Raw genomic sequence first — 26,650 nt, 5'->3', positions numbered from 1 at the left:
TCGATCCCGTGGCCACCCCCGCAGGCCCTCACCCCGCATGGCCCGTCACTGCCCGCTCCACCCGGGCTCCCCGTTCCCGGAGCCGCCCGCGCGGTGGGTCACACCCTCCGCCTCCGCCGGAGCGCCCGCCGTCGCGGCCCATGTCAGTTCACCTCTTTGCGGACCACGCGCGCCACACCGGCCGCCATCGGGACGACGATCCAGAGGATCGCCGACACACCGGCGACGACGGCCGTCACCGGCACCGCGACCAGCATCGCGAACAGGGTGGCGGCCACAGTCATGACCAACGGCGGCAGGCACTTGGCCGCCAGCACCCGTACGCGCCGGGGTTCGAGCGCGAACGTGGTCAGGGCCGTGCGGTGGCTCCGTTCGCCGGTCATCGTGAGGATGCCGAGGATGGGGATCAGGGGCCCGAATCCGATGCCGGCCGTACCGACCAGGGTCTGCAGCCGCGGGCCGGAGACGACGCCGCGGCCGATGACGGCCGCGAGCGTCAGGATGACCAGGGCCGCGGTCATGACCCTGCCGCTGCGCGTGTCGAAGAGCTTGCGGGCCTCGACCGCCAGCGGCCGGCGGAACGGGATCGGCGTTCGGGGCCGATGCGTGTCCGCTGCCTTCGAGCCGGTGGTCGTGACGTCGTCCGTCGCGCTCGTCGGGGCCTTCGGGGCCTTCGGGGCCTTCGGGGCCTTCGCGGTGTTCACGCTGCTCCCGGGTGCGGGGGTGCCGGTCATGCCGTGCTCCTGGCGGTGTCCGCGGTCAGTTCGAGGAAGGTCTGTCCGAGGCCCCGGCCCCGGTCGAGCTCCTCGACGGTGCCCTGGGCGAGGACGCGGCCGTGGCCGATCATCACGATGTGGTCGGCGATCCGCTCCACCTCGTACAGCAGGTGTGAGCTCAGCAGCACCGTGCACCCCGAGCCGGCGAGATCGCGGAGCAGCTCGCGCATCCACCGGATGCCCAAGGGGGCCAGGCCGTTGGCGGGCTCGTCCAGGACGAGCACCCTGGGCCGGCCGGGGAGCGCGTGGCCGATGCCGAGACGTTGCCGCATCCCGAGCGAGTAACCGCCCACGGTCCGCCCGCCCTCGCGGCCGGTCAGCCCGGCCAGGTCGAGGACCTCGTCGACCCGCGACCTCGGCAGGCCGAGCGTCATCGCGCCCAGGGTCAGGACCTCCCGCCCGGTACGGCCGGCCTGCCGGGCGGTCGTCGCCGAGCCGCGGGCCTCCACGCCGGACATGGCCGGAGTCCCCGGGCACCGGGAGGCGTGCCGCCCCGGTGCCGGGGACTCCGGCCCGTGTCACACGCCCGGGGTCACGAGTTGGAGATGAGGCACTGCTTGAGCGTGGCCCTGGAGCTCTGCCGCTGCGGCGCGATCTTCAGGAGAGCCGCGTCGCGCACCTGCACGTACTTGGCTCCGGCGGCGTTGTAGGCGTCCACCATCTTCTTCGCGGCGGGGTCCAGCGCCGGTGCCTTGACACCGAGCTGCTGCAGCGCCGCCTTCTGGGAGAGCTGGTCGACGTTCGCGGTGTTGCCGGCCTTCACCAGGGCGGCGTGGGCGGCCTTGACCTCCGGGAGGGAGTCGACGTTGGCGAGGGCGTCCTCGGCGTTCAGCATCGCGAGGTATTCCTGCGCGCAGGGGGCCGGGGCGGTGGAGGCGGTCGCGGCGGTGGCGGTCGCGCCGACGGTGGTCAGCGCGGTGAGAAGGCCGAGGGCGGCCAGCGCCGTCGCGGTGGTGCGGGTGTGCATGGGGTGCTCCCGTGAGTGCTGAGGGTTGATTTGCATGGGACCTCATGCACCGTAATCACTGTGGGTAATCGCCATGATGCTTAAAGTTGACGCCAAGGGTCGCGGGCCACCGGTCGCGGCCGGGGGGACGGCGTCGACTGACTATGGCGAGAACGCCGCGAGCCGGGCATCCGGGCGTCCGGGCGTCCGGGCGTCCGGAGGAGGCTGGGGGACGGTGTGACGGGCCATGGCGAGCATGCCGCGAGCCGGGCATTCGGCGCCCGGAGAAGCCGGGGACCCGGAAAAGCCACGGGCGCGAACCCCCGGGAGGGTTCGCGCCCGTGTCCCGCTCAGGAAGGCCAGGTCAGGCCGAGAAGACCGAGAAGACCGAGAAGGTCGGGAAGGTCAGGACACCGTCCACTTCTGGTTCGCGGCGCCGGTGCACGTCCACAGCTGGAGGCGGGTGCCGTCGGCGCTGGTGTTGCCCGTGACGTCCACGCACTTGTTCGCGGCGGGGTTCACCAGGTCCCTGGTGGCGGGGTTGTAGGTCCACTGCTGGTTGGGACCCCCGAAGCACGTCCACAGCTGGAGCTGGCTGCCGTTGGCCGTGCCGTTGCCGACGACGTCCAGGCACTTGCCGAGCACGCGGAGCGTGCCGTCGCCGGGGCGGGTCCACTGCTGGGCGGTGGTGCCGTTGCAGGTGTAGAGCTGGACGGCGGCGCCGTCGGCGCTGCTCGCGCCCGCGACGTCCACGCACTTGCCGGCCAGGCCGGTGATGGCGCCGCCACCGGGGTTGCCGGGGTTGCCGCTCGGCGTGCCGGACCAGGTGAAGGTGGCGGTGGTGCGGGCCGGCAGGGAGTAGGTGAAGGACTGGCCGCCCCAGTTGACCCGGACGGACTGGGCCGAGGTGCCGCGGTTGTGCGCGATCAGGGCCTTGGAGCCGTCGGAGTTGCGCCAGGCGACGTTCTGGATCGTGGCGTTGGCGGTGGAGTCGATCCGGAACGCGCCGGGCCTGACGAACTTCGTGAGGTGGCCGGTCGTGTAGTACTCGATGGTGTTGTCGACCTGGCCGGCGCGGGAGCCGCCCTCCTGGACGGTGATCAGACCGGTGCAGACGTCGCAGCCGCCGTTGTGCGGGCCCATGCTCTGGTTGAGCGCGAGGCTCCACTTGACGAGGCTGCCGCTCCAGTTGCGGGCGTAGTTGACGATGTCGGCGAGGTCCTCGTTGTGCTGGTTGCCGATCCAGGTGCCGCCCGAGTGCTCGGTGCTGAACTGGCGTACGGCCGGGTACTGGTTGTGGATCTGGGTGCCGACCGCCGGGTCACCGGCGTAGCCGTGCCAGGCGATGCCGCCGAACAGGGGGTCGTTGCGCACGGCCGCGTCGTTCAGCACGCCCGCACCCATGGCGGCGTAGTCGCCGTAGTTCCAGTCGTGGACGAGGACCTTGGTCGTGATTCCGGCGGCGCGGAAGGCCGGGTAGACGTGGTTCTTGGTGAACTCGGCCAGCCCGGAGGAGTTCCAGCTCATGCTGGGATAGTTCGCCGCGGTCGGGTTGCCCGCCTGGCAGCAGTTGGGCTCGTTCTGCACCGAGATGTAGTCGACCGGGACACCGGCGTTCTGGTAGCTCTGGACGTACTTCACCAGGTACTGGGCATATGTGGGGTAGTGCTCCCACTTGAGCCAGCCCATCTGGTCCATCCGGCCGTTGTCCTTCATCCAGCCGGGGGCGCTCCACGGCACGCCCTTGACGCGCAGTGCCGGGTTGAGCGACTTGGCCTGCTGGGTGAGCAGGCGCACGTTGGTGTCGTACCCGTTGGCGCCGAAGTCGTTGAGGTCGCAGCAGGTGTCGTCGAGCGAGACGTGGCCGGGCCGGGAGAGGTCGGAGGCGCCGATCGGGTTGCGCACGAACGACAGGCCGATGCCGTCGGTGGGGTGGAAGAGCCTGCGCATCACGGCGTCGCGGGTGGCCGCGCTGATCGCGCCGCCGCGCAGCAGGTGGGCGGTGGTGTCGGTGATCGAGGCTCCGCCGCCCTCGAACTGCTGGTAGGTGGTGCCCTCGTTCACGGTGATGGTGTGGTTGGCGCTGCCCCCGGCCGGGCCGAAGGCGATGGGGGACTGCTGCTGGAGACCCCGCGTGACGGTCCGGCCGCCCGCGTCGGACGTGGTGGTGAGCCAGATGTTCACGGGCTCGTTGGCGGCCAGGGCGGGGGTGGCGGCGACGGGTCCCGTCGCCCACAGGGCGGCGGCGCAGGCCAGGGCGAGGGTGAGGGCCCGGCGAGGTGGTCGGAACACGGCAGGAGGTCCTTTCGGGGGGTGCGATCGGGGGCGATCGGGGGTGCGATCGGGCCCGCGACGCCCGGGGCCGTTCGCATCAGGACACACGCGTCGTCCCGGGAACCGTCGCTGTAACCGATGTAACAGATAAGAAACTTTCCTGTTGCAGGACAGGACAACACACGTGGAAATCGGTTGTCAAGGTCTGGAAACCCGCAGGATCGATGGGTTTCGTACGGCGGCCGGAACGCCTGCCGTCAATGAAACAAATGAAACGAACGCCCTCAGTGGGAGACAGGGCCGGTGGAGCCGCGGACGATCAGATCGGTCCCCAGGGAGACGTGCAGGGCCTCCAGCGTGTGCCGGCTGAGCAGCCGCATCAGCAGCGTGACCGCCATCCGGCCCATCTCCTGCAGGGGCTGGCGCACCGTGGTCAGCGTCGGCAGGGTCGCCCGGCCGAGGTCGAGGTCGTCGAAACCCGCGACCGACAGGTCACCGGGGACGCTCAGGCCGCGCTCGGCCGCCGCCCACAGCGCGCCGACCGCCATCTTGTCGTTGAACGCGACCAGCGCGGTCGGCCGCTCGGGCAGGTCCAGCAGCTCGCAGGCCGCGCGGTAGCCGTTCTCCGAGTTGGGTTCGCGCACGCTGCGCAGCAGCTCGGCCGACGGCAGGACGCCGACGTCGGCCAGCGACGCGGTGTATCCCGCCAGCCTGGCCTCGCTGGGCAGCCACTTCACCGGGCCGCCGACGATGCCGACCCGGCGGTGACCGAGCCCGACCACGTGCGCCATCAGCTTGCGCGCGCCCGCGAAGTGCGCGGCCGACACCGCCACGATGTCCTTGGGAGGGGGCGTCCTGGGGTCGATCACCACGAAGGGGAACCGCCGGTCGCGAAGCCGTACGAGCTCGTCGCCCGGCTCCGGGGGGAGGATCAGGATCGCGCCCGCGATGCCGGGGCGGTCGGGCAGGCCTGCGATCGCGGGGGTGCGCTGGGCGGCCTCCCCGGTGCTCAGGACCATCTGGCCGCCGTGCAGCTCGATGGTCTCGCCGACCGAGGAGACGATGAGCCCGAAATAGTCGGTCAGCAGGTAGGGGCAGCGCACGTAGATGGTGCCGCCGATCGTCGTCTCCTGCCCGGCGCGCGGCCGGGGCGCCTGGTCCCCGAGGCGGCCGATGGCCCGCAGCACCAGCTCACGGGTGCGCGGGGCGACGTTGGCCTGCCCGTTCAGGACCCGCGAGACGGTGGCGATCGACAGGCCCGTCTCCGCCGCGACGTCGCGCACGGTCGCGCGCGTCCCGGGCCGAGCCATGTGCGCCCCCTGATAGCCGTGTCCCTGCCGCCAGCATAACCAGCACTGGCAGGAGGCGGCCGCGAGGAGTCCGAGGACGAGGGGCCCGCGTTCGACGGCCTTGTCCACCGAGCGGCCGGGGCCGTTCGGCGGTCTTCTCATCCGTCGAGTGGTGTCCGCGGGTCCGGGAAGACCTGCTTGGCGGTGGGCGGCTTGCGGGTCCGGGAAGACCTGCTTGGTGGGCGGCTTGCGGGTCCGAGAAGATCTGCTTGGCGGTGGGCGGCCCGCGGGTCCTGCGGGGTCCTGCGGGGTCCGATCGACGGCCTTACCCGTCGAGCAGCCTGCGGGCCCGTTCGACGACGGGCTTGTCGATCATTTGCCCGTCCAGGGTGCCCACCCCGCCACCGGCGGTGGCCACCACCGCCTCGGCCCATCGCAGGGCCTCGGCCGACGGCGCGAACGCCGCGCGCACCGGCTCGACCTGCCGGGGGTGTACGCACAGCTTGCCGGTGAACCCCAGGCGGGCCGCGTGTTCCGCGTCGGTCACCGCGACGGCGTGATCCTCGACGTTCGTGGTGACGCCGTCCAGGGGCGCGGCCACGCCCGCCGACGCGGCGGCGAGGACGAGCGCCGAACGGGCGTGCAGCAGCGCGGTGCGGTCCCCGGGGTCGACGCCCAGCTGGGCGGCGAGGTCCACGCCGCCGAAGGCGGGCCGTACCACCCCCGGGGCCGCGCACACCCCTCTCGCCCCGAGGACGCCGGTGGCGGTCTCCACCAGCGGGACGACGCCGTTGCCGCGAGGCAGCCGGTCGGCCAGGGCGGCGATGTCCTCGGGGCTCTCCGCCTTGGGGAGCATGACGGCGCGGTCGTACCGGCCGACCAGCTCGACGTCGGCGTCGTGCCACGGGGTCCCCCGCCCGTTGATCCGTACGACCCCCACCCCGCCGGACTCCAGCCACCGGCTGACGTTGCCGCGCGCGGTGTCCTTGTCCTCGGGGGCGACGGCGTCCTCAAGGTCGAGGACGATCGCGTCACCGGCGGCCCGCGCCGCCTTCCCGAACCGCTCGGGGCGATGGCCGGGTACGAAGAGCAGCACCCGCGTGCGGGCCAGCGCGTCCCGGTTCACCGGCGCCCTCCCGGTTCGGCGGGCAGCGCGAACGCCTCGACGCGCGGCACTACGGGATCTCCGGCAGCAGGAGCCGCGAGGCGCGGTCACCGCCGGTGTGGAGGGTGATCCGGCCGCCGAACACCTCGGCCGGACGGTCCCGGGGGTCGTCGTGGACGAACGGGCCGCACCCGGTCATCTGGTTCTTCAGGTTGGACAGGCGGGTGGCGGGCCCGTCGTGGACGTAGTCACGGCCCCGTACGGCGAGCGCTATCCGGTAGCCCTCGGGCACCACGAGACAGGTCGGCAGGATCTCGACGTCGAGCTCGTACACCGAGCCGGGCACCAGGGGAGAGGGATCGTCGTGCGTGTGGTACGGCTGGTACGGCCGGGAGAGCCCGTCGTCCAGCTTGCGATGTGAGGCGCGCAGCCATCCCTGCGCCACCGGGGTGTTCGGGTCGAGGGCGCCCTGGAAGGTCACCTCGGTGCCGTCCGGCGAGAACACCCGTACGACGAGGAACAGGTCGGCGTCGGCGGTCGAGGACTCGACGAACAGCTTGGCCGACAGGGGGCCGGTGATCTCCGTGTCGGCGGGCAGCGGCGGGGTCTCGAACACGACCCCGTCCCCCATGCCGTCGTAGCCGACGCTGCCCGGCGTCGCGGGAGGCTCGGGGGTGAGCGACCCGTGCGCGGCGTCGAGATAGAGGGAGGTCCAGCGGGTACGGGGAATCGGCCACGCCTCCTCGTGGCGCAGCGTGAACGTGCTGTCCACGTGGCGGATCTGGAGCTGCACCGGCGGCTGCTCCTTCCACCCCGTGTCCTCATTTTTCAGGAAATGACCGAAGAAGCGCTTCTGCAGGTCGACGCCATAGTCGGCGTAGAACAGCGACCAGTGCGTGTCGCCGTGCATCTCCAGCCACTTCTCCGGCGACGCCGCGCGGAGGTAGCCGTGGGTGTTGCCCCGGAGGTGCAGCCCCTGGCCTCCCCAGTTCCCCGCGGACAGGACCGGGACGGTCACCTTGTCCCAGTCCGGCGAGCGGTCCCGGTGGTAGCCGTCGTCCAGGGGGTGCTCGCGGATCGACGCGCCGAGGTCTACGCGGTTCGACGCCCGTTCCTCCTCGCCCAGGTTCTCGTCCCCGCAGACGTTCACCCCGGTGTTCGGGTTGCGCGGACCGGCGTCCCCGAGGCCGTGCTGGACGGACCTCACCTGCATGTCGTACCAGTGGTCCCAGAACGTGGTCCGGATGCCCCCGTGGTAGGTGGAGTCGCGGTACCAGTCGGCCGCCCCCTCCCACACGCAGACGGCGGCGAGGTGGGCCGGTCGGCGCGCGGCGACGAGCCACTGGTTGATGGCGAAGTAGGAGATGCCGCAGAGCCCGACCTTGCCGTTGCTCCACTCCTGCTCGCCCGCCCACTCGACGCAGAGGACGTGGTCCTGGACCTCGCGCGGGGAGAAGACGTCGATCACGCCGGGGGAGCGGCCCGCGCCACGGGAGTCGACGCGGACGCAGACGTAACCGTCGGGCACCCACTTCTCCGGGTCGACGACCTCCCAGTTCTGGTACCGGTTGGTCGATCCGCCGACCGCGTCGGGGTGGTCCTCCGCCATCTTCTCCCAGGCGCTCGGGTAGCCCTCCTGGAACGACAGGCCCTTGGCGTACGGGCCGTAGGTGAGGATGACGGGGTAGCGGCCCTCCGCCTCCGGCCGGAAGACGTCCGCGCGGAGCACGATCCCGTCGTCGACCTCGATCGGGACGTCCCATTCGACCAACATGCCACAAACTCCTGTCTGTACGTGTGAGGGGTTCACTCGCGGCCCGTGTGCCGCCACGGAGCCGCCCGCCGTACGAGGCGCTCCGTCCCGGCGCGGGAGAGGACGCCGAGGAGGGCGAGAACGGCCACGCCGACGAAAGCCTGGTCCTGGGCGAAGGACCGGGCGTTGGTGAGGATGAACGTGCCCAGGCCGTCCAGGTTCGCGAGGAACTCGACGGCCGCCGCCCCGACCAGCGCCCGGCCGACGGCCACGTGCACGCCCGCCACCGCGAACGGCAGCGCCGACGGCAGGACGAAGTCCGTGACGAACCGGCGCCGTGGCACGTTGAGCACCCGCGCGACGTCCGCCAGGTTGCCGGGCAGGGCCCGCGCCCCGTCGGCGGTGCTCACGGCACAGGGCAGGAAGGCCGACAGCGCGACGACGATGAGACGGGTCACGTCGTTGTAGCCGAACCAGATGGTCGCCATCGGGACGATCGCCAGCATCGGCATCGCGTACAGGCCGCTGATGTACGGCGTGCTCAGGTGGCGCAGCCAGGCCACCCGCCCGATGAGCAGACCGGCCACGATCCCCGGGACGCAGCCGAGGAGCAGGCCGAGGACCACGGCCGAGACGGTCTCCCACACCGCGCCGAGGAAGGTCGCCGAGGTCAGGGTCGGGATCGCCTGCCCGAGGACGCCGAGGGGGGTGGGCAGGTAGTCGGGCAGCCAGGCCGTACCGGCGACCTGCCACACGAGCAGGACCACCGCCGCGGCCACGAGCCTGCCGGTGACGTCACGCGACGGCCCGCCGGAGGAGACGGCCGGTGCGGTGGTGTCAGGTATGGTGCTCACTCGGTGCTCCCCTCGCGCCACGGGGCGAACGCCCGTTCCAGGACCTGCCCGAACGCCATGAGCATCGCCGCCAGCACCGACACCAGCACGGTGAGTCCCAGTACGGTGGCGGAGTCGAAGCGCGAGCTGGCCCCGAGCAGGAGCCCGCCGATCCCGGTCGCCTCAAGGAAGAACTCGGCGATGAACGTGCCGACGAAGGCCATCGCGATCCCCTGCCTGATGCCGCTCATGGCGTACGGCATCGCGTGTGGCAGCAGGACGTCGCGCCAGAGGGCCCATTCGCCGCTGCGGTGGACGCGGGCGACCTCCAGCAGCGTGACGGGGGTGTGCCGGGCGCCCTCGGCCGTGTTGATCAGGACGGGGAAGACCGCGCTCAGGAACACGACCAGCGCCTTCGCCCCGAAGCCGAAGCCGAACGCCGCCAGGATGAGCGGCGCGAGCGCCACGATGGGCACCGACTGCACCGCGAAGACCAGCCACTGAGTGCTGGTGCGGAGCCGCCTGGACCGGGAGAGGACGAGCCCGTAGCCAACCCCGCCCACGACGGCGGCGACGAGCCCGGCCAGGAACAGCGCCCCCGTGTCGGCGAGCGCCTCGGGGAGCGTGCCGTCGCGGGTCATGGCGACGAGCGACTCGAAGGAGCGGACCGGTGTCGCCAGCAGCACCGGATCGCGCCGACCGAGCACCTGCCAGACCAGCAGCCCGGCGAGCAGCCCGATCAGCGAGATCCCCGCACCCCTCAGCCGGGCTCCGGAAACCCCGGTCCCCCCGGGCCCCCCGGAGGCGGGGTCACTTGGCGAGCGCATCGCGGAACACCGTGGCGTCGACGAACTGGTCGTACTTGGGGGTCTTGTCAGCTGGAACGTTCCCGGCCTTCACCTGGTCCTCGATCGCCTTGTCGACGCGCTCGCGGGTGAGGCCGACGTCGGTGGGCCAGAAGCCGAGCTTCACGTAGTCGCCCAGGGCCACCTTGGAGATCTCCGGGCTTCGCTTCGTCATCCGTGCGGCGATCGCCGTCACGTCGTCGGCGTTCGCCGGGTCGTTGATGTATGTGATCGCCTTGTGCAGGGCCGCCACGGTCTCGACCCAGGCGGGCCGCTTGCCGCCGTCCTTCAGCTCGTCCTCGCGGGTGACGAGCATGGTGTAGTGCGACTTCGGGTCGACCTTGGCCAGCGCGACCACCTCGTGGGTCTCCTTCGACTGCTGCACGGCGGCCAGCTCGTCCGGGTGCAGGACGGCGGTGTCGACCTGTCCGGCGATCATCGCGTCGACGCTCTGCGGCCCGCCCACGTTCACCAGCTTGACGTCCTTGACGGTGAGCCCGCAGGAGGCCAGCATCGTGCCCACGCTCAGCGCCTTGGGGGCGCCGACGCCGTCCACCGCGATCGTCCTCCCCTTCAGGGCGGCGCAATCCTTCACCGCCGCGTTGGAGGAGGCGATCAGGTACGACGGGTTCTCGTTGCCCAGGATGGCCACGACCGAGCCGCCGGAGGCCCGCAGCGCGACCGCTCCCGAGGTGCCCACGACCCCGCCGTCGAGTTCGCGGCTCTGGATGGCACGTCCCACGTCCGCCCCGGTGGGCAGCGGGCGCAGTGTCACCTTCACCCCGTTCGCCGTGAAGTAGCCCTTCTCCTCGGCCACGTAGGCCATCAGGTTGACGAAGACCGGGGGGATACCGGGGATGCCCATCGTGATGGTGGGCGTACCGCCGGCGGCCGGTGAGTCGCCACCGCAGGCGGTGCCGAGGGCCGACAGCGAAACGAGGGCCAGGACGGCTCCTCCGATGCGTTTGATCATTTGCACTTGCTGTCCTCTTGGGATCGCGACCACCCCTGCCGGAGGGTCTGCCACTTACTGGATGGGTTTCACCTGGTCCGGCCGGCGTGCCGGGACATCACCGGGGACGTCCTGGGACATCACCAGGGACCAGACACGTTCACGCAGGGCGACGAACTCCTCCGACATCGCGACCGCTCTGTCGCGCGGCCGGGGCAGGGCGACGTCGATCACCTCGTGCACCCGGCCCGGACGGCCCTTCAGCACGACGACCCGGTCGCCGAAGAGCACGGCCTCGTCGATGGAGTGCGTGACGAACAGCATCGTGATCGGGTGCTCCTCCCACATCCGGAGCAGCTCGAACCGCAGGACCTCGGCGGTCTGGGCGTCCAGGGCGCCGAACGGCTCGTCCATGAGCAGCACGCGGGGGCGCACCGCGAGGGCGCGGGCCAGGCCGGCCCGCTGCTGCATGCCGCCGGAGAGCTGGTGGGGGTAGGACTTCTCGAAACCGGAGAGGCCCACCATCTCGATCAGCTCGCGCGTGCGGGAGAGGATCTCCTCCCTGGGCAGGCCGCGCAGGCGCAACGGGTAGGCGACGTTGGCCTCGGCCGTCTTCCACGGGAACAGGCCGAAGTGCTGGAAGACCATGGCGACGCCGTCTGGGGTCGTGCTCACGGTCTCCCCGCCGACGCGTACGTGTCCCTCGGCCGGTGAGATGAGCCCGGCCACCGCGCGCAGCAGCGTCGTCTTGCCGCATCCCGAGGGCCCGACGATCGAGACGATCTCACCGGGTCTGACCTCGACGTGGATGTCCTCGGCCGCGTTGCGGTCCCCGAAGCGCATGGTGACGCCGTCGATGTCCACCGACGCGCTTCCCGAGGTGGGAGCGGTGGTCAAGGTGCGGGAAGGGCGGGAGGAATCCCTGAGCCTGTCGAGCAGTGACATGGGCCATACTGTTGCATGATGATGCCTTCTGTACAAGAGTAATGTGTCATGGAGATTAATAATGCATGATCTGTCCAACCGTGTTCTACTCCTGCACACTCTCGGAGGCAACGCGCGCACGTGGGCGCCGGTCGTGGACGCGGGGGCCGATCCCGCGCGCTTCCTCGCGGTCGACCTGCCCGGCCACGGCGCGCACGGGGAGGACCCCTTCGACCTGGCCACCGCCGTCACCTCGGTTCACGCGGCGCTGGACGAGTGCGGTCCGGCACCCGTGCATCTCGTCGGCTCGGGTCTGGGAGCCCTCGTCGCGCTGCGGGTCCTCGCCGACGCGCCGCACCGCCTGGTCTCCCTGCTGCTCGCCGGGTTCCCGCCCGGCGGGGATCCCGGCCGTCTGCGCGCCACGGCCGACGCGCTGCGTACGAAGGGAATGGCCGGGTTCGCGGCCGACTACCTGGCCGCCACGCTGGTGACCGGCACCGGTCCCGACAGCGGCTCCGGCAGCGGTCCCGACGGCGGCTCCGGCAGCGGCTCCAACGGTGGTTCCGGCAGCGGCTCCGGCTCCGGCGGTGACAGCGGCCCGGCGGAGCTGACCGCGTCGATGACGGGCATGCGGCCTGAGGCGTTCCTCGGCTCCCTGGAGGCGGCGCTGGTGTGGGAGACGCCTGTTTCGCCGGGCCCGGTGCCGTGCCGGGTGCTGCGCGGGGAACACGACATCCGGGTGACCGAGCAGGCGGCGCGAGCACTCGCGACTCGTCTCGGTGCCGACTACATTGGTCTTCCCGGAGCCGGTCACATCGCGTACGTGGACGATCCCCGAGGTTTCCGTGAGCTGATGGACGCCTTTCATCGGGTCGTCGAGGAGCGAACGGCCGTGCCGGGCACTCTCAGTCCAGGCTCCCCTGCTGAGCCCGTCCTCTCGCAGGAAGGAACTTGATGGCCAAGCCGCCTTCGTCCCCCTCGTCAAGTGGATCCGCCGACAGCCCGCGTACCAAGCGCGACCGCATCGTCGCGGAGCTGCGCCGCATGATCGCGGAAGGCGAGCTGGCGCGTGGCAGCAGGATCAGGCAGGACGTGATCGCCGCTCGCTTCAAGACCAGCATCACCCCCGTACGCGAGGCGCTGCGGCTGCTGGAGGCGGAGGGAATGCTGGTCAGCGAGCCACACAGGGGAGTCCGTGTCGCGGACGCCGACTACGAGAGGGTCAAGACGGTCTACCTGCTGAGAAGGCTGGTCGAGCCGTACGCCATGCGCCGGGCCGCCCGGCGGCTCTCCCCCAAGGACCTCGACCTCGCGCAGCGGCTCGTGGACGACATGGAACGCGTCGCGGCCGAGGGCGACCGGGCGACGCTGAACGAGAAGAACCGGAGGTTCCACTTCCTGTTCTACGACAGGACCGGCAACGAGGGGCTCACCGAGGAGGTGGCGCTCCTGTGGCAGCAGTTCCCGTGGGACGTGCTCCAGGTGATCGCCCACCGCGCCGACGAGGTGTCGCAGGAGCACCGGGCGATCCTCAAGGCCGCCCAGGACGGCGACCCCGACGCGCTCGCCCGCGCGACGGAGGAGCATCTGGCGAGCAGCTTCCTCGCGCTGGCCCGCCATCTCACCGGCTACGAGGTCACCGATCCCTTCGAGATCGACAACGACTGACGGCAGACGCCGGCGGCGAGCAGGCCGTCGATCTCGGCGTCGGGCAGGCCGAGCTCGCGGAGCACCTCCACCGTGTGCTCCCCGAGAGCGGGTACGGCCCGCTCCTCCTCCTCGACGTGCGCGGGATGGAACGGCGAGGTCACCACCGTCGCCGTCCCGCCGTCGGGCAGGGTGGCCGACGACCACCGGCCCGTGGCGTGCGCCTGCGGATGCGCGAGAACCTCGGGCAGGCCGTTCAGCCTGGCGTGCGGCACGTCCGCCAGGTCGAGCCTGGAGACCAGCGTCTCCGTCGACAGCGCGCGCAGCGCCGCCTGGATCAGGGGTTCCAGCCGCTCCCGGTTGCGCAGGCGGTCGCCGTTCGAGGCGAAGTCCGGATCGGTCGCGAGGATCGGATCCTCGATCACCCCCATGCACAGGCGTCGCCACTGTCCCTCGTTCTGTACGGCGATGAGCACCTGGTCCCCGTCGCCGGACAGGTAGGGGCCGTACGGGGCGATGCTCGCGTGGCTGAGGCCCGCCGGCTGCGGTGCCGTGCCCGCGTGCGACTGGGCGAGGAGCAGGGGGCTCATCCATTCGAGGAGCACGTCGAACATGGCGACGTCGATGCGCCTGCCGACGCCGGAGCGTTCCCGCGCGTAGAGCGCGGCGTTGACGGCGGCGAGGGCGTAGGTGCCACCGGCCAGGTCCGCCAGGGACACCCCGGGCTTGGCGGGCTGCGCCGGTGTGCCGGTCGCCGTGACCGTGCCCGCCTCCCCCTGGATGAGCATGTCGTACGCCTTGCGGTGGGCGTAGGGCCCCTGCGTGCCGTAGCCGGACAGGAAGCACCGGATGAGCCGCGGGTTGAGCTCGACGAGGTCGTCGTCGGTGAAGATCCGCTCGAAGGCGCCGGGCGCCAGGTTGCACACCAGCACGTCCGCGGACCGCAGCAGCTCTCCCAGCAGCCGCTTTCCCTCGGACGTCTTGAGGTCCAGGGCGACGCTTCGCTTACCTCGGTTCAGCCAGACGAAATGGCTGGAGTGCCCCTGGACGAAGTCGTCGTAGTCGCGGGCGAAGTCGCCGCTGAGCCGTTCCACCTTGATGACGTCGGCCCCCAGGTCGGCGAGGTGACGGGAGCACAGCGGGACGGCGACCGCCTGTTCCACGGCGACCACGCGCACGCCTCGAAGGTCGTCGGTCACCGCGCACCTCCGCCGAAACGGAACACCGTGCCGACGGCGGGCTGCACGTAACGGTCGCTCAGCGACGCCGACATGTGCGCGTGCGAACGCAGCCCGCTGCAGTGCATGGGCACGACCGTGGCGACGTCGAGGTCCCGGAAGGCGTTCGCCGTACGCTCGACGTTCTCCGCGGGAGTCGTCGGGAATCCGAGGTGGAACCCGCCGATGACCGCCCTGATCGGCCTGTCGCCGCAGACCCGCCGGGCCTGCTCGATGGTGTTGACCACCCCCGCGTGCGCGCATCCCGTCAGCACGACCAGGCCCTCGCCCTTGACGTCGATGACGAGTCCCATCTCGTCGATCACCTCGTCCCGGCGCAGGTCACCCTCCCGCGACACCTGGTACAGGCCGGGCGCTCCGCGCTCGAACGGCTGGGAGACCGACTCGAACGGCACGTCGCGCGGGATCTCACCGGTCGTCCACACCCCCCAGCCCAGATCCAGCGGGTCCCTCGTCAGGACGGGCGCCCCGCCGGACGCCTCCACCTGCTCGAAGGTGAACGCGGAGTTGTAGACCGAGGACGTCCGCCCGTCGCCCATCACCGCGTAGCGCGGCAGCTCGGCGTCGTGGTGCGTGGCGACCGGGATCCGGCGCCCGGCCAGCCCCAGGAACCGGTGGACGCCCCCGAAGTGGTCGGGGTGACCGTGGCTGATGACCACGTGGTCCATGCCGGACGGGTCGACGCCGAGCACCCTCATGTTGTGTTCGAGCACGGTTCCGGTCAGGCCCACGTCGAACAGCACCCGCAGGACGTGCCTGCCACGGGTGGCCTCGACCAGAAGACTGATCCCGTTCTCGGCCTGCGGCGGGACGCGCTTCCCGTCGAAGTGCTCGATCAGCCCGTAACGGCTGACGCAGTGGTCGTCGGACCCCAGTGGACTCGCCTGATCCGGCAGCAGCATGTCCACCCAGTTCTCCACGAGGACCGTGATCGTGACGGACTCGGCCTGGAACACGAGGCAGCTCCTTCCTTTGTGCAACCAGGGGGGTACATTACATTAAACAAGCAGATAATGCATCATATATAAGATCGTGTTTTATATGTCGGATTGATGTGAGCAGGCAGGTCACCGCGCGGAGCCGATCACGACAGCGATGAAGGCGGGGAGGGGACGACGCCGGTGGCGAACCGTGCCGTGCCATCCGGGACACTCCGGTGTCCGGGGCTCGGGCCCGGGATTCCGGCAGGTGGGAAACCGCGGGAGGACAGGAGATTGCCGGTGGGTGAATTGACGGTCCGCGATCTCACGGCCCTCGGTCCCGCGGCTTCATCATTGAGTCGTTGACGGAACCGCGTTTGGCCCGGTCTTGGGAAGAGGTGGGCATTGCCTCGTACCGAGCCACGCGAACCGGGCGACCTCGGGCAGGTGGGCGACTACCGGCTGACCGCCCGGATCGGGCACGGCGGCCAGGGCGAGGTCTACCGGGCGGTGACCCCGTCGGGTGCCGACGTCGCGGTCAAGGTGCTGCACGCCCGGTTCTCCGGGGATCCCGACGCTCGCCGCCGGTTCTTCCGCGAGGTCGAGCTGGCCCGGCGGGTCGCCCCTTTCTGTACGGCGCGGGTGCTCGACATGGGACTCCACGGCGAGCGGCCGTACATCGTGAGTGAGTTCGTCGCCGGGGCGTCACTGCAGCAGGTCGTGCGCCAGGACGGCCCTCGGGCGGGCGGCGGGCTGGAGCGGCTCGCGGTCGCCACGGCGACCGCGCTGGCCGCGATCCACCGGGCCGGGATCGTGCACCGCGACTTCAAGCCGAGCAACGTCATCATGGGCCCGGAAGGCCCGGTGGTCATCGACTTCGGGATATCGCGCGCCCTCGACAACACCGCCACGCAAACCGGGGCGATGGGTACGCCCGGCTACATGGCACCGGAGCAGATCGGTGCGGGGCCGGTCGGTCCCGCGGCGGACGTGTTCAGCTGGGCCGCCACGATGGTCTACGCGGCCACGGGCCGACCGGCCTTTCCCGGCGCCTCGGTCCCCGCGATGCTGTACGCGATCATGCACGGCACCGCGGACCTCTCCGGCCTGCCGGAAGGACTACGGTTCCTGGTGTCGGCATGCCTGGCCAAGGACCCCGCCGGCCGCCCTGCCGCGGCTGCCCTGGTCCGCACCCTGACCGGCGACGACCGCCCGCACCCGAACCCAAGCCCGCACCCGAACTCAAGCCCGAGCCCAAGCTCGCACCCAGGCCCGAACCCGAGCCCGAGGCCGCAGCTGGACCTGGGGTCGAGCCCAGCCCCGAGCCTCAGCCCGGGGCCGGGGGATGACGGCCCCACCGCCCCGGCCGGTCTCGGCCGTGCGACCGAGGCCCTGCCCGTACCGGGTACGCGCACGGTCCCGCGCCGCGCGCTGGTCGCGGCCGGGCTGGCGGCCGTCCTGGTGGCGGGAGTGCTGACCGTGCGGTTCTGGCCGGGTACGGACGGCCTCGGCGCGGACCCCTCCCGGACGACCACCACCCTCACCGGCACGCCGGGAACGCCGGGCACAGGCGGGACGGGTACACCGGGTACGCCGAGCGTCGCCCCGCCGCCCTCGGTACCGTTCGGTGCCCCGGTCGGCGAGCCGATGACCGCCCACTCCAACGACGTACGGTCGGTGGCGGTCGACGTGCTCGACGGCGCTCCCGTGGTCGTGAGCGGATCCGACGACGAGAGCGCCCGCGTGCTGGACCTCGCCACCGGTGAGCAGCGCGGTGCGACCCTGTCCGGGCACACGGGATGGGTACGGGCGGTCGCGGTCGGCCGTCTCGACGGCGTACCCATCGCGGTGACCGGCAGCGACGACGACACCGCCAGGGTCTGGAATTCGGAGACCGGCCGGCGGATCGGTCCCGTCCTCGCCGGGCACACCGGTGACGTCAAGGCGGTGGCCGTGGGCGAGCTGGACGGTGTCCCCATCGCGATAACCGGCGGTGCCGACGAGCGCGCACGGGTGTGGGACCTTCGTACCGGCCAGGAGTCCGGCGCTCCCCTCGCCGGACACAGGGGCACGGTGTGGGCGGTGGCCATCGGCGAGCTCGACGGCTCGCCGATCGCGGTCACCACCGGCGACGACGGCACCGTCCGCGTCTGGGATCTCACCACGAGGAGGCAACGCGGTCCCTCCCTGACCGGCCACACCGGCTGGGTCCGGTCGGTGGCGCTCGGCCTGCTCGACGGGAAACCCGTCGCCGTCACCGGCGGCGAGGACAGGACCGCCCGCGTCTGGGATCTCACCGCCGGGAGGCAGCTCGGTGCTCCCTTGACCGGCCACACCGGCTGGGTCTGGTCGGTGGCGCTCGGCGAGGTCGACGGAAAAGCCGTCGCCATCACCGGTAGCGAGGACAGAACCGCCCGCGTCTGGGACCTCCGTACGCGAAGGCAACTCGGCGGACCTCTCTCCGGCCACACCGACTGCGTATGGACAGTGGCCTTCGGCCGGCCCGGTGGGCTGCCCGTCGCGGTCACCGGCAGCAGGGACGAGACGATCCGGGTGTGGAGCCTCGGCCCGCCCCTGCCCTCGCCGAGATCCTGAGAGCTGTCATCACCGGGTGTCGTCAGGTCCCCGAAGGCGGCGGCTCACGGCATGACCGCCCCGGGTGTCGAGCCGGACCCGTAGGCGGTCCATCGCGCCATCGACCAGACACGCGCCATCGACCAGACACGCGAGACCGCCCAGATCGTGAAGCATCCGCCGGCGCTCGGACAGCGTCGCCGACCGACTCCCGACAAGCCATCCGACTTGCTGGGATCCAGTTTGCCGTTAGCAGGAACGCCCGGTGCAAGCATCGTCGGAGAGTCAGAACCGATCATGACATCTGGGGGAAAAATGCTTCGAAAACTGGTCCTGGCCGCGGTCATCGCGGCGGGATCACCGGCTATCACGACCACGGCCTGGGCGGACGGGGCGCCGTCGGTCGCGGCGGCCGAGCAGGTCAACACCGCCGCGCGAACGGCCGGTACGTGCAGTCCCGGCTCGCCGTGCGCTGCGGTCAACTGTGGTCCGGGCCGCGTCTGCGTCCCCTCGCCCAAGCAGTGCTTCACCACACCGTGCCCGCAGTACGACTGCGTGCCCGCGTCGGGTTACCCGGGCGGCTATCCGGGTGGATACCCCGGTGGCTACCCGGGCGGTTACCCGGGGCAGTGGGATCCGCCGTACCCGGGCTGGCGGCCGCCGTATCCCGGCTGGCGCCCTCCCTATCCGGGCTGGCGTCCTCCGTACCCGAGCGGCTACCCGGGCTGGCAGCCTCCGTACCCGGGGTGGCGTCCTCCGTACCCGGGCTGGCAGCCCCCGTACCCCGGCGTGCGTCCTCCGTACCCGGGTCCGCGACCGCCGTATCCCGGTGTGCGTCCTCCGTACCCCGGGCCGCGGCCTCCCGGGCCTGGCCCCAGGCCCCTGCCCGGCTGGCGGGTCGCGAGCCAGCCGGGAATCGCCTCCACCGGCGGTTCCTGACCTCCGACGGCGGGAGCGACCGTCCGGGCCGGGCGCGTGACCGCCCGTCCGTCACCTCCATCGACCCCGGCGTGCCCGGCACCGCCCACCGCCCCCCGGGACGCCACGGCGGCCCGGGGGGCGGGCGAGCCGTCACGGCTTGTGGGGACACCGGTTGAGCTGGTCTGATGTGCGAAGGATGAGGTGAGGCCAGTACGGAGGGGTTGCTTTCTGCCGTGGAGGCATCTGTCGAGCAGCTGGTGTACGTCCGCGAGGACGAGTACACGATCGCGCGGATGAGCGCCGAGGGCGTGCCCGGCTTCGTCGCCTCCGGCCGGGCCCTGGGCGGGGTCCAGCCGGGGGAGACGCTCAGGCTCGTCGGCGAGTGGGGCGAGCACCCGCGTCACGGCAGGCGCTTCGAGGTCGTCGCGTGCGAGCGGCTGGTACCGGCCACGGTCCGGGCCATCCGCATCTACCTGGGCTCCGGCCTGATCCGCGGCATCGGGCCGAGGCTCGCCCACGCCATCGTGAGCCACTTCGGCGAGGCGACGCTGACGGTCATCGACACCGAACCCGGACGGCTCACCGAGGTCGTCAACATCGGTCCCGCGCGGCAGGCCCAGATCGCCGACGCGTGGGAGGAGCAGAAGGCGATCGCCGAGCTCATGGTGGTCCTGCAGGGCTTCGGGATCAGCCCGCTGCTCGCGGCGAAGGTCTACCAGGTCTTCGGGGCCGACTCCGGGGACGTCCTCACCTCCGACCCGTACCGGCTCATCGGCAAGGTCAGGGGCATCGCGTTCGCCACCGCCGACAGGATCGCGCTGCGGTCGGGGGTCGCCGAGCACAGCCCGCAGCGGGTGAAGGCGGCGATCCTGGACAGGCTGGAGACGGCGGCGAGCCGCGACGGGCACTGTTACGTACGGCTGATCGCGCTCATCGCCCAGTCCGCGGAGCTGGTCGAGCAGGACCACGAACTCGTCGGGCGGATGGTCGACGCCCTCGTCGCCGACCGCCGCGTGGTCGTCGAGGCGTCGCCGGACGGCCAGGGGGCGGCCGTGGTCTACCTGAAGGAGACGCACAGCCGGGAGCTCACACTGACCGCCCAGCTGACCAGGCTCTGGGAGGCGGCCTCGACGCTGCCCATGCGGACGTTCCAGGAGGACCCCGGGCTGGACGAGGACCAGCGGGCGGCGGTGAACATGGCGCTGACCAGCACCGTGTCCATCCTCACCGGCGGTCCGGGGTGCGGGAAGAGCCACACCGTCAAGACCGTCGCGGCGACCGTACGGGCGATGGGCGGCACGGTGACCCTCACGGCGCCGACCGGCAAGGCGGCCAAGCGCCTGTCGGAGCTCACCGGCCTGCCCGCGATGACCGTGCACCGGATGCTGGCCCACCAGCCCGATCCCGACAGCGGCACGTTGTTCGAGCAGATGCCCGCGCAGGCCGACCTGATCGTGGTCGACGAGGCGTCCATGCTGGACCTGAACCTGGCCACCCGGCTCACCGCGGCCATCCCGCCAGGCAGCCACCTGCTGATCGTGGGCGACAGCGACCAGCTCCCCAGCATCGCACCGGGCAGCGTGCTGGCCGACCTGCTGCGGGTCGAGGCGATCGCGCGGATGCGCCTGACCAAGGTCTTCCGCCAGGCGGAGGGCAGCGGCATCATCCGGGCCGCCCGCCGGGTCAGGGCGGGCGAGGTGCCCGCGCTCCCCGGCGGGGGAGGCTTCTGGTTCGAGGAGGTCGACGATCCCGAGCGGGTCGCCGAGCGGGTGATGCACCTGGCGACGGTGGCGATCCCGCGCAAGCAGGGGGTGAGCCCGGACCAGGTCCAGGTCCTGTGCCCGATGCGCAAGGGCCTGACGGGGACCGCCGAGCTCGGCCGCATGATCCAGGAACGGCTCAACCCGGCCCGCGAGGGGGTCGCCGAGCACTGGTCGGGCGCCTCCGCCTTCCGGGTCGGCGACCGTGTCATGCCGATCCGCAACAACTACGACAAGGGCGTCTTCAACGGCGACACCGGTACGGTCACCGCCATCACCGCCGAGGAGCGGCTCGTCGAGATCCGCACCGACGACGGGCAGACGGTGAAGTACGGCTTCGGCGAGCTCGACGAGCTGACCCACACGTACGCCATCAGCGTCCACCGCTCGCAGGGCAGCGAGTACCCCTTCGTGGTCGCGCCGCTCGTCACCGAGTCCGGGGGTGTCATGCTGCGCCGCAAGCTGCTCTACACCCTGCTCACCCGGGCGAGGTCGTGGGTGGTCGTCGTCGGCGAGCGCAAGGCTCTGGAGATGGCCGTCAGCAGGCTGGACCACCGCCGCAACACGGGACTCGCCCGCAGGCTCGCGCTGAGCCTCGGCGGGGACCTTCACTACGAGGCCGCCCCCCCGCGCGTGTTCCCGGCTTCGCGATCTTCTTGACATTTTTTCTTCACATAACTTGAATTAAGTTAGACAAGAACCGTCCTCGGCTTGCCGAAGTTGTTGGTAACGCCGGTCTCCGTTATGCCCGTGGGCGGGGCGGGCTTCGCCTTTGTCGTTCGTCAGTTCGTCGCGAGACAGAGGAAACACGCATGACCAGGGAAAACATGGTCAACTCGACGCGGACGTGGGTGCGGCTACTCGCCGTGCTCGCTCTCGCGCTCGGCCTCACCACCCTTCCGGGCGGGGGGAACGCGCGGGCGTCGATCGCCCCGAGCTTCAAGGTGATCGCCTTCTACAACGGGACGTGGGACGCGGCCCACATCAACTTCGTCCAGGAGGCCAACCGCTGGTTCCCGCAGATCGCCGCGCAGAACAACTTCACCTACACGGCGACCAACAACTGGAGCCAGCTGAACGCGAGCAACCTCCAGCAGTACCAGGTGGTGCTCTTCCTGGACGACCTGCCGCAGACCGCCGCCCAGCGATCGGCGTTCGAGCAGTACATGCGTAACGGCGGGGCGTGGATGGGCTTCCACGTGAGCGCGTTCAACACCAACGCGGCGAGCTGGTCGTGGTACCACAACGAACTCCTCGGCACCGGCGCGTTCCGGTCCAACACCTGGGGGCCCACCTCGGTGGTCATGCGCACGGAGGGCGGGGCGCACCCCTCCACGGCGCGGCTGCCCGCCACCTTCACCTCGTCGGTCAGCGAGTGGTACAGCTGGACCAACGACCTGAGGAACAACGCGAACATCAGGATCCTCGGGTCCATCGACCAGTCGAGCTTCCCGGTCGGCACGGACCCCAACCAGACCTGGTACAGCGGCTACTACCCGCTCATGTGGACCAACCGCAACTACAAGATGCTGTACGCGAACTTCGGCCACAACGCCATGAACTACAGCAACAACACCCCGCTGTCGTCCACGTTCGCCAGCGAGGTGCAGAACCGGTTCGTCATCGACGGCCTGCTGTGGCTGGGCGGCGGGAGCACCCCGCCTCCGACGGACACCATCTCGCCGACCGCGTGGTACAGCCTCGCCAGCCGCGCCAGCGGCAAGTGCGTGGACGCCCGCGCGGCCGCCTCGGCGAACGGCACCGCGATCCAGCAGTACACCTGCAACGGCACCCTCGCCCAGCAGTTCCAGGTCCAGCCGACCAGCGGCGGCTTCGCGCGGCTCAACATCCGCCTCAACGGCGCCCAGGTCGTCGACGTGACCAACGTCTCCAGCGCCGACGGCGCCCTCCTGCAACTGTGGGCGTACGGTGGCGGCAACAACCAGCAGTGGCAGGCGGTGTCCGAGGGCGGCGGCTACTTCCACTTCGTCAGCCGTCTCAGCGGCAAGTGCCTGAGCGTGCCGGGCTCCTCGACGGCCGACAGCGTCCAGCTGGCGCAGAACACCTGTAACGGCGGCGCCGCCCAGTCGTTCCGGATCACCCAGCAGCCGTAGTCTCCCGGCGGTTCGTACGCCCGCCCCTTCCCACGACCGGGAAGGGGCGGGCATCCGCGGTTACGCGGCGAGCACGCGCTCGGCGGGGTGGACGTCTCCGCGGGATCCCGCCTTCTGGAACACTGTGGGTCTCATGCGACTCCAAGAACCCGCGCACCCCGGGAACGGCGACCGCCCGGCCGTGCCGTCCCGCCCCACCGTCCGAGCCGGGCGGGCTGCGCGAGTCGTGCGGCCCGTGCGGAAGAGCGTCGGGGGCGCGTCGTGAGCCGGGAGGTGCGGCGCTTCGAGGCGCGGGCCGCGAGCGCGGACACGTACCTGCTGGGCGAGGGGCCCGTGTGGGACGCCGCGAGGGAGCGCCTCCTGTGGGTGGACATCGACGCCGGTCAGGTCCTTGAGGGACGGCTCGTCCGTGACTCCGTTCGCGTGGACCGCAGGCACGAGTTCGGCGAGACCGTCGGCGCCGTCGTGTGCGACCGGGACGGCAGGCTGCTCGTCGCGGGGCGGAAGGGACTGCTCACCGTGGAGGGCGGGGAGCCGTCACCAGGGGATGGAGCAGGGGGCGGGCACGCGTACCTCGTCGACCTGGTCCCCGACGGGAAGGACAGCCGCCTCAACGACGGGGCCTGCGACCCCGCCGGACGCTTCCTCGTGGGGAGCCTCGCCCTCGACGACCGGCACGGCCAGGAGTGCCTGTACCGCCACGAGGCGGACGGGACCGTCACGACCATCGACGCCGACCTCGGACTCTCCAACGGTCTCGCCTGGTCCCCGGACCTGTCGACGATGTACAGCGTCGACAGCGTCCCGGGAACGATCTGGGCGAGGGCCTACGACGCCGTCACCGGCGCGTACGGTGAGCGCCGCGTGCTGCTGGAGGTCCCCGACGGTACGCCGGACGGGATGTGCGTCGACGCCGACGGCAACCTGTGGATCGCGCTGTGGGGCGCCGCCCAGGTGCGGTGCCACTCGCCCGGGGGTGAGCACCTCGCGACCGTGGAGGTCGCGGCCCCCAACGTGACGAGCGTCGCCTTCGTGGGCACGCGGCTCGACACGCTGCTCGTCACGTCGGCCCGGACGGGGATGACGCGGGAGGAGACCGCGCGCCACCCGGACGCCGGTCGCGTCTTCCTCGCGGACGTCGGCACGCGCGGGCTTCCCACCCCTTACTGGTCCGGTCCCGTCCCCGGGAAGGGCGTTCCCGCTCCCTGACGCTCCGGGGCTCGCGCCGCGACGGCGTTCCCCGTCCCGGTGTGTCGGGGTGAGCGTGCCATCGGTGGAGGGAAAGGGTCCTCCAGGCCGTTCGGGCTCGCAGGAGCGGTGGCGGGGTGGCGGATCGCGACGCGACTGCCATGGGGGAGAGACACATGGGTGTGAATACGCGAAGGTATGGTGATTGTTCGTGACGACGTTTCGGATCAGCGAGGCCGCCGCGCTGCTCGGGGTGAGCCCCGACACGGTCCGCCGGTGGGTGGACGCCGGGCGGCTCGCGGCCCGGCGGGACGAGCACGGCCACCGGATGGTGGAGGGCGCCGATCTGGCGGCGTTCGCGCGCGCCCGGATCGAGTCCGAGAACGGTACGGGCCACTCCTCGGCCAGGAACCGCCTTCGCGGGATCGTGACCGAAGTGATCAAGGACGCGGTGATGGCCCAGGTGGAGATCGCCGCGGGACCGTACCGGGTGGTGTCGCTGATGAGCCGCCAGGCCGCCGACGAGATGGGCCTGGAGGTGGGGGTGATGGCGGTCGCCGTGATCAAGTCCACCAACGTGGTCGTGGAGATCGCCGACCACGCCCGTACGACGAGTTGACGACACCGTGAGCGGTCCGTCCGGTGGGGTGGCGGGTCGCCTGCCCTGGGTGCTGGTGCTGCCCGCCGTGGCGGGGATGCTCTTCCTGACACTGCCGCTGGCCGGGCTGCTCGTCCGCGCCCCCTGGTCCACCCTGGCCGAGAGGCTCGGCGAGCCGCGGGTGCTGGAGGCGCTGCGCCTGTCGCTGGTGACCGCGACCGTGGCCACGCTGGTGTGCCTGCTGCTCGGCGTACCGCTGGCGTGGCTGCTGGCCCGCGTCGCCTTTCCCGGCCGCCGCCTGGTGCGGGCGCTGGTCACCGTCCCCCTCGTGCTGCCCCCGGTGGTCGGCGGGGTCGCCCTGCTGCTCGTCCTGGGGCGGCGCGGCCTGGTCGGCCAGTGGCTCGACACCACCTTCGGTGTCACCCTGCCGTTCACCACGGCCGGAGTCGTCGTCGCGGAGACGTTCGTCGCCATGCCGTTCCTGGTCATCAGCGTCGAGGGCGCGCTGCGCGCCGCCGACCTGCGCTTCGAGGAGGCCGCCGCGACGCTGGGCGCCTCTCGCTGGACCATCTTCCGCCGCGTCACCCTGCCGCTGATCGCCCCCGGCATCGTCGCGGGCGCCGTGCTGTGCTGGGCCCGCGCGCTGGGCGAGTTCGGGGCCACCATCACCTTCGCCGGGAACTTCCCCGGCCAGACCCAGACCATGCCGCTGGCCGTGTATCTCGCCCTGGAGACCGAGCCGGAGGCCGCGATCGTGCTCAGCCTCGTCCTGCTCGCCGTCTCGGTGATCATCCTGGCCAGCCTGCGCGACCGGTGGGTGAGCGGCCCGTGACCCTGGACGCCCACCTCGTCGTCACCCGGCCCCGCTTCCACCTGGACATCGAACTGGAGGTCGCCGCCGGGCAGGTCGTCGCCCTCCTCGGCCCCAACGGCGCGGGCAAGACCACCGCGCTGCGCGCGCTGGCCGGGCTCACCGCCCTGTCCGGAGGGCGGATCCTCCTGGACGGCGAGGCGCTGCACACCATGGCGTCTGAACGTCGCCCGATCGGCATGGTCTTCCAGGACTACCTGCTCTTCCCGCACCTGTCGGCGCTGGACAACGTCGCCTTCGGGCCTCGCTGCCGAGGTGCCTCCAAGGCGGAGGCGCGGCGCGGTGCCGCCGCGTGGCTGGAGCGCGTCGGCCTGGCCGGGTACGTCGCGGCGAGACCCCGGCAGCTGTCGGGCGGCCAGGCCCAGCGCGTCGCCCTGGCCCGCGCCCTCGCCGTGGGACCCCGCCTGCTGCTGCTGGACGAGCCGCTGGCCGCCCTCGACGCCCACACCCGCCTGGAGATCCGTTCCCAGCTCCGCCGCCACCTGGCCGACTTCGGCGGCGCGACCGTCCTGGTCACCCACGATCCGCTGGACGCCATGGTGCTCGCCGACCAGCTGGTCGTCATCGAGAACGGCTCCGTCGTGCAGCGCGGCACCCCAGCGGAGGTCGCCCGCCGCCCGCGCACCGACTACGTCGCCCGCCTGGTCGGCCTCAACCTCTACCGGGGTCTCGCCACGGGACGGCGGGTCACCGTCGGCGAGGTGGGCTTCAGCGTCGCCGAGCATCTGGACGGTCCCGCGTTCGTCGCCTTCAGGCCCAGCGCGGTCGCGCTCTACCGGACCCGCCCGGACGGCACCCCGCGCAACCTCTGGGAGGCCACGATCGAGGGCATCGAGCGGCACGGCGACAACGTCCGCATCCACCTGGAGGGGCCGATCACCGCCTCGGCCGACGTCACCCCCGCCGCCGTCGCGGACCTCGACCTCACCCCGGGCCAGCGGATCTGGGCGGCCGTCAAGGCCACCGAGACCCACGCCTACCCGGCCTGAGCTCTCGCGACCCGTGCCCACCCGGCTCGGGTCCCCGTGACGCCGCCCGCCCGTACGACCACCGCGATGCCGCGGGTCACCCGCGTGGCGGCCCGGGTCGCCCGGACTCTCGGGGGCACAATGGCGTGAGGGG

At 71.6% G+C, this 26,650-nt stretch carries 22 protein-coding genes; 9 read left to right on the top strand and 13 right to left on the bottom strand.

The window, feature by feature from the left end:
* Window positions 1-143: 143 nt before the first annotated feature.
* From ACSC1Q_RS37085 to ACSC1Q_RS37035, 11 genes are all read right to left on the bottom strand, one after another.
* Window positions 144-734 (bottom strand): hypothetical protein, encoded by a 591-nt coding sequence (locus tag ACSC1Q_RS37085; RefSeq protein ID WP_436763397.1) that lies wholly within the window; start codon window positions 732-734, stop codon window positions 144-146.
* On the bottom strand, window positions 731-1,234 hold the full coding sequence (locus tag ACSC1Q_RS37080; RefSeq protein ID WP_436763396.1) for an ATP-binding cassette domain-containing protein: 504 nt from the start codon (window positions 1,232-1,234) through the stop codon (window positions 731-733). Before ACSC1Q_RS37080 ends, ACSC1Q_RS37085 begins: the two co-directional genes overlap by 4 nt.
* Window positions 1,235-1,308: 74 nt before the next feature.
* Window positions 1,309-1,779, bottom strand: a complete 471-nt coding sequence (locus ACSC1Q_RS37075; RefSeq protein WP_436763395.1) for a hypothetical protein — start codon at window positions 1,777-1,779, stop codon at window positions 1,309-1,311.
* 348 nt (window positions 1,780-2,127) lie between these two features.
* Window positions 2,128-4,014, bottom strand: a complete 1,887-nt coding sequence (locus ACSC1Q_RS37070) for a ricin-type beta-trefoil lectin domain protein (protein WP_436763394.1) — start codon at window positions 4,012-4,014, stop codon at window positions 2,128-2,130.
* 266 nt (window positions 4,015-4,280) lie between these two features.
* Complete coding sequence (locus tag ACSC1Q_RS37065; RefSeq protein WP_436763393.1) at window positions 4,281-5,447, bottom strand: LacI family DNA-binding transcriptional regulator; 1,167 nt, start codon at window positions 5,445-5,447, stop codon at window positions 4,281-4,283.
* A 163-nt stretch (window positions 5,448-5,610) separates the two neighbouring features.
* A complete protein-coding gene (locus ACSC1Q_RS37060) occupies window positions 5,611-6,411 on the bottom strand; it encodes an HpcH/HpaI aldolase/citrate lyase family protein (RefSeq protein WP_436763392.1) in 801 nt (266 codons plus the stop codon).
* A 49-nt stretch (window positions 6,412-6,460) separates the two neighbouring features.
* Window positions 6,461-8,164 (bottom strand): CocE/NonD family hydrolase, encoded by a 1,704-nt coding sequence (locus ACSC1Q_RS37055; protein ID WP_436763391.1) that lies wholly within the window; start codon window positions 8,162-8,164, stop codon window positions 6,461-6,463.
* 32 nt (window positions 8,165-8,196) lie between these two features.
* A complete protein-coding gene (locus ACSC1Q_RS37050; RefSeq protein WP_436763390.1) occupies window positions 8,197-8,997 on the bottom strand; it encodes an ABC transporter permease in 801 nt (266 codons plus the stop codon).
* A complete protein-coding gene (locus tag ACSC1Q_RS37045; RefSeq protein ID WP_436763389.1) occupies window positions 8,994-9,803 on the bottom strand; it encodes an ABC transporter permease in 810 nt (269 codons plus the stop codon). The genes ACSC1Q_RS37050 and ACSC1Q_RS37045 overlap by 4 nt, the downstream gene beginning before the upstream one ends.
* Complete coding sequence (locus ACSC1Q_RS37040) at window positions 9,787-10,794, bottom strand: ABC transporter substrate-binding protein (protein WP_436763388.1); 1,008 nt, start codon at window positions 10,792-10,794, stop codon at window positions 9,787-9,789. Before ACSC1Q_RS37040 ends, ACSC1Q_RS37045 begins: the two co-directional genes overlap by 17 nt.
* 54 nt (window positions 10,795-10,848) lie before the next feature.
* Window positions 10,849-11,718, bottom strand: coding sequence for an ABC transporter ATP-binding protein (locus ACSC1Q_RS37035; protein WP_436763387.1), 870 nt, complete (start codon window positions 11,716-11,718; stop codon window positions 10,849-10,851).
* Window positions 11,719-11,779: 61 nt separating this feature from the next.
* Here ACSC1Q_RS37035 and ACSC1Q_RS37030 point away from each other — a divergent pair, with 61 nt between their 5' ends.
* Complete coding sequence (locus tag ACSC1Q_RS37030) at window positions 11,780-12,652, top strand: alpha/beta fold hydrolase (protein ID WP_436763386.1); 873 nt, start codon at window positions 11,780-11,782, stop codon at window positions 12,650-12,652.
* Window positions 12,652-13,365: a GntR family transcriptional regulator gene (locus tag ACSC1Q_RS37025; protein ID WP_436763385.1), complete on the top strand. Its 714-nt coding sequence runs from the start codon at window positions 12,652-12,654 to the stop codon at window positions 13,363-13,365. The genes ACSC1Q_RS37030 and ACSC1Q_RS37025 overlap by 1 nt, the downstream gene beginning before the upstream one ends.
* On the opposite strand, the gene ACSC1Q_RS37020 is transcribed toward ACSC1Q_RS37025, so the two are convergent.
* Together ACSC1Q_RS37020 and ACSC1Q_RS37015 are read right to left on the bottom strand one after the other, a co-directional pair.
* Window positions 13,326-14,543 (bottom strand): CaiB/BaiF CoA transferase family protein, encoded by a 1,218-nt coding sequence (locus ACSC1Q_RS37020; RefSeq protein WP_436763384.1) that lies wholly within the window; start codon window positions 14,541-14,543, stop codon window positions 13,326-13,328. The two genes, ACSC1Q_RS37025 and ACSC1Q_RS37020, sit on opposite strands and share 40 nt — an antisense overlap.
* Window positions 14,540-15,538 (bottom strand): MBL fold metallo-hydrolase, encoded by a 999-nt coding sequence (locus ACSC1Q_RS37015; protein ID WP_436763383.1) that lies wholly within the window; start codon window positions 15,536-15,538, stop codon window positions 14,540-14,542. The genes ACSC1Q_RS37020 and ACSC1Q_RS37015 overlap by 4 nt, the downstream gene beginning before the upstream one ends.
* Before the next feature lie 369 nt (window positions 15,539-15,907).
* Here ACSC1Q_RS37015 and ACSC1Q_RS37010 point away from each other — a divergent pair, with 369 nt between their 5' ends.
* From ACSC1Q_RS37010 to ACSC1Q_RS36980, 7 genes are all read left to right on the top strand, one after another.
* Window positions 15,908-18,097 carry a WD40 repeat domain-containing serine/threonine protein kinase gene (locus ACSC1Q_RS37010; RefSeq protein WP_436763382.1) on the top strand — a complete coding sequence of 730 codons (2,190 nt, stop codon included), beginning with the start codon at window positions 15,908-15,910 and terminating at the stop codon, window positions 18,095-18,097.
* Window positions 18,098-19,230: 1,133 nt separating this feature from the next.
* Window positions 19,231-21,417 carry an SF1B family DNA helicase RecD2 gene (recD2, locus tag ACSC1Q_RS37005; RefSeq protein ID WP_436763381.1) on the top strand — a complete coding sequence of 729 codons (2,187 nt, stop codon included), beginning with the start codon at window positions 19,231-19,233 and terminating at the stop codon, window positions 21,415-21,417.
* Window positions 21,418-21,569: 152 nt separating this feature from the next.
* Window positions 21,570-22,871, top strand: coding sequence for a ThuA domain-containing protein (locus ACSC1Q_RS37000; protein ID WP_436763380.1), 1,302 nt, complete (start codon window positions 21,570-21,572; stop codon window positions 22,869-22,871).
* A 261-nt stretch (window positions 22,872-23,132) separates the two neighbouring features.
* On the top strand, window positions 23,133-24,080 hold the full coding sequence (locus ACSC1Q_RS36995; RefSeq protein ID WP_436763379.1) for an SMP-30/gluconolactonase/LRE family protein: 948 nt from the start codon (window positions 23,133-23,135) through the stop codon (window positions 24,078-24,080).
* A gap of 190 nt (window positions 24,081-24,270) precedes the next feature.
* Window positions 24,271-24,678, top strand: a complete 408-nt coding sequence (locus tag ACSC1Q_RS36990) for a TOBE domain-containing protein (RefSeq protein ID WP_436763378.1) — start codon at window positions 24,271-24,273, stop codon at window positions 24,676-24,678.
* 76 nt (window positions 24,679-24,754) lie between these two features.
* Window positions 24,755-25,489 (top strand): ABC transporter permease, encoded by a 735-nt coding sequence (locus tag ACSC1Q_RS36985; RefSeq protein WP_436763407.1) that lies wholly within the window; start codon window positions 24,755-24,757, stop codon window positions 25,487-25,489.
* Window positions 25,486-26,517: an ABC transporter ATP-binding protein gene (locus ACSC1Q_RS36980; RefSeq protein ID WP_436763377.1), complete on the top strand. Its 1,032-nt coding sequence runs from the start codon at window positions 25,486-25,488 to the stop codon at window positions 26,515-26,517. Before ACSC1Q_RS36985 ends, ACSC1Q_RS36980 begins: the two co-directional genes overlap by 4 nt.
* Window positions 26,518-26,650: the final 133 nt, after the last annotated feature.

Origin of the sequence: Streptosporangium heterodermiicola (assembly GCF_051390675.1) — a bacterium.
Lineage (GTDB): Bacteria > Actinomycetota > Actinomycetes > Streptosporangiales > Streptosporangiaceae > Streptosporangium.
The sequence above is the reverse complement of the archived record's forward strand: the minus strand, read 5'-3'. Positions and strand labels throughout refer to the sequence as shown.

Bases quoted from the DNA above. Each gene is read 5' to 3' on its own strand.
- ACSC1Q_RS37065 (WP_436763393.1), bottom strand. From the start codon at position 5,447: ATGAGAAGACCGCCGAACGGCCCCGGCCGCTCGGTGGACAAGGCCGTC.
- ACSC1Q_RS37035 (WP_436763387.1), bottom strand. From the start codon at position 11,718: ATGTCACTGCTCGACAGGCTCAGGGATTCCTCCCGCCCTTCCCGCACC.
- ACSC1Q_RS37055 (WP_436763391.1), bottom strand. From the start codon at position 8,164: ATGTTGGTCGAATGGGACGTCCCGATCGAGGTCGACGACGGGATCGTG.
- ACSC1Q_RS37075 (WP_436763395.1), bottom strand. From the start codon at position 1,779: ATGCAAATCAACCCTCAGCACTCACGGGAGCACCCCATGCACACCCGC.
- ACSC1Q_RS37025 (WP_436763385.1), top strand. From the start codon at position 12,652: ATGGCCAAGCCGCCTTCGTCCCCCTCGTCAAGTGGATCCGCCGACAGC.
- ACSC1Q_RS37080 (WP_436763396.1), bottom strand. From the start codon at position 1,234: ATGTCCGGCGTGGAGGCCCGCGGCTCGGCGACGACCGCCCGGCAGGCC.
- ACSC1Q_RS37000 (WP_436763380.1), top strand. From the start codon at position 21,570: ATGACCAGGGAAAACATGGTCAACTCGACGCGGACGTGGGTGCGGCTA.
- ACSC1Q_RS37040 (WP_436763388.1), bottom strand. From the start codon at position 10,794: ATGATCAAACGCATCGGAGGAGCCGTCCTGGCCCTCGTTTCGCTGTCG.
- ACSC1Q_RS36985 (WP_436763407.1), top strand. From the start codon at position 24,755: ATGCTCTTCCTGACACTGCCGCTGGCCGGGCTGCTCGTCCGCGCCCCC.
- ACSC1Q_RS37030 (WP_436763386.1), top strand. From the start codon at position 11,780: ATGCATGATCTGTCCAACCGTGTTCTACTCCTGCACACTCTCGGAGGC.
- ACSC1Q_RS37045 (WP_436763389.1), bottom strand. From the start codon at position 9,803: ATGCGCTCGCCAAGTGACCCCGCCTCCGGGGGGCCCGGGGGGACCGGG.
- ACSC1Q_RS37085 (WP_436763397.1), bottom strand. From the start codon at position 734: ATGACCGGCACCCCCGCACCCGGGAGCAGCGTGAACACCGCGAAGGCC.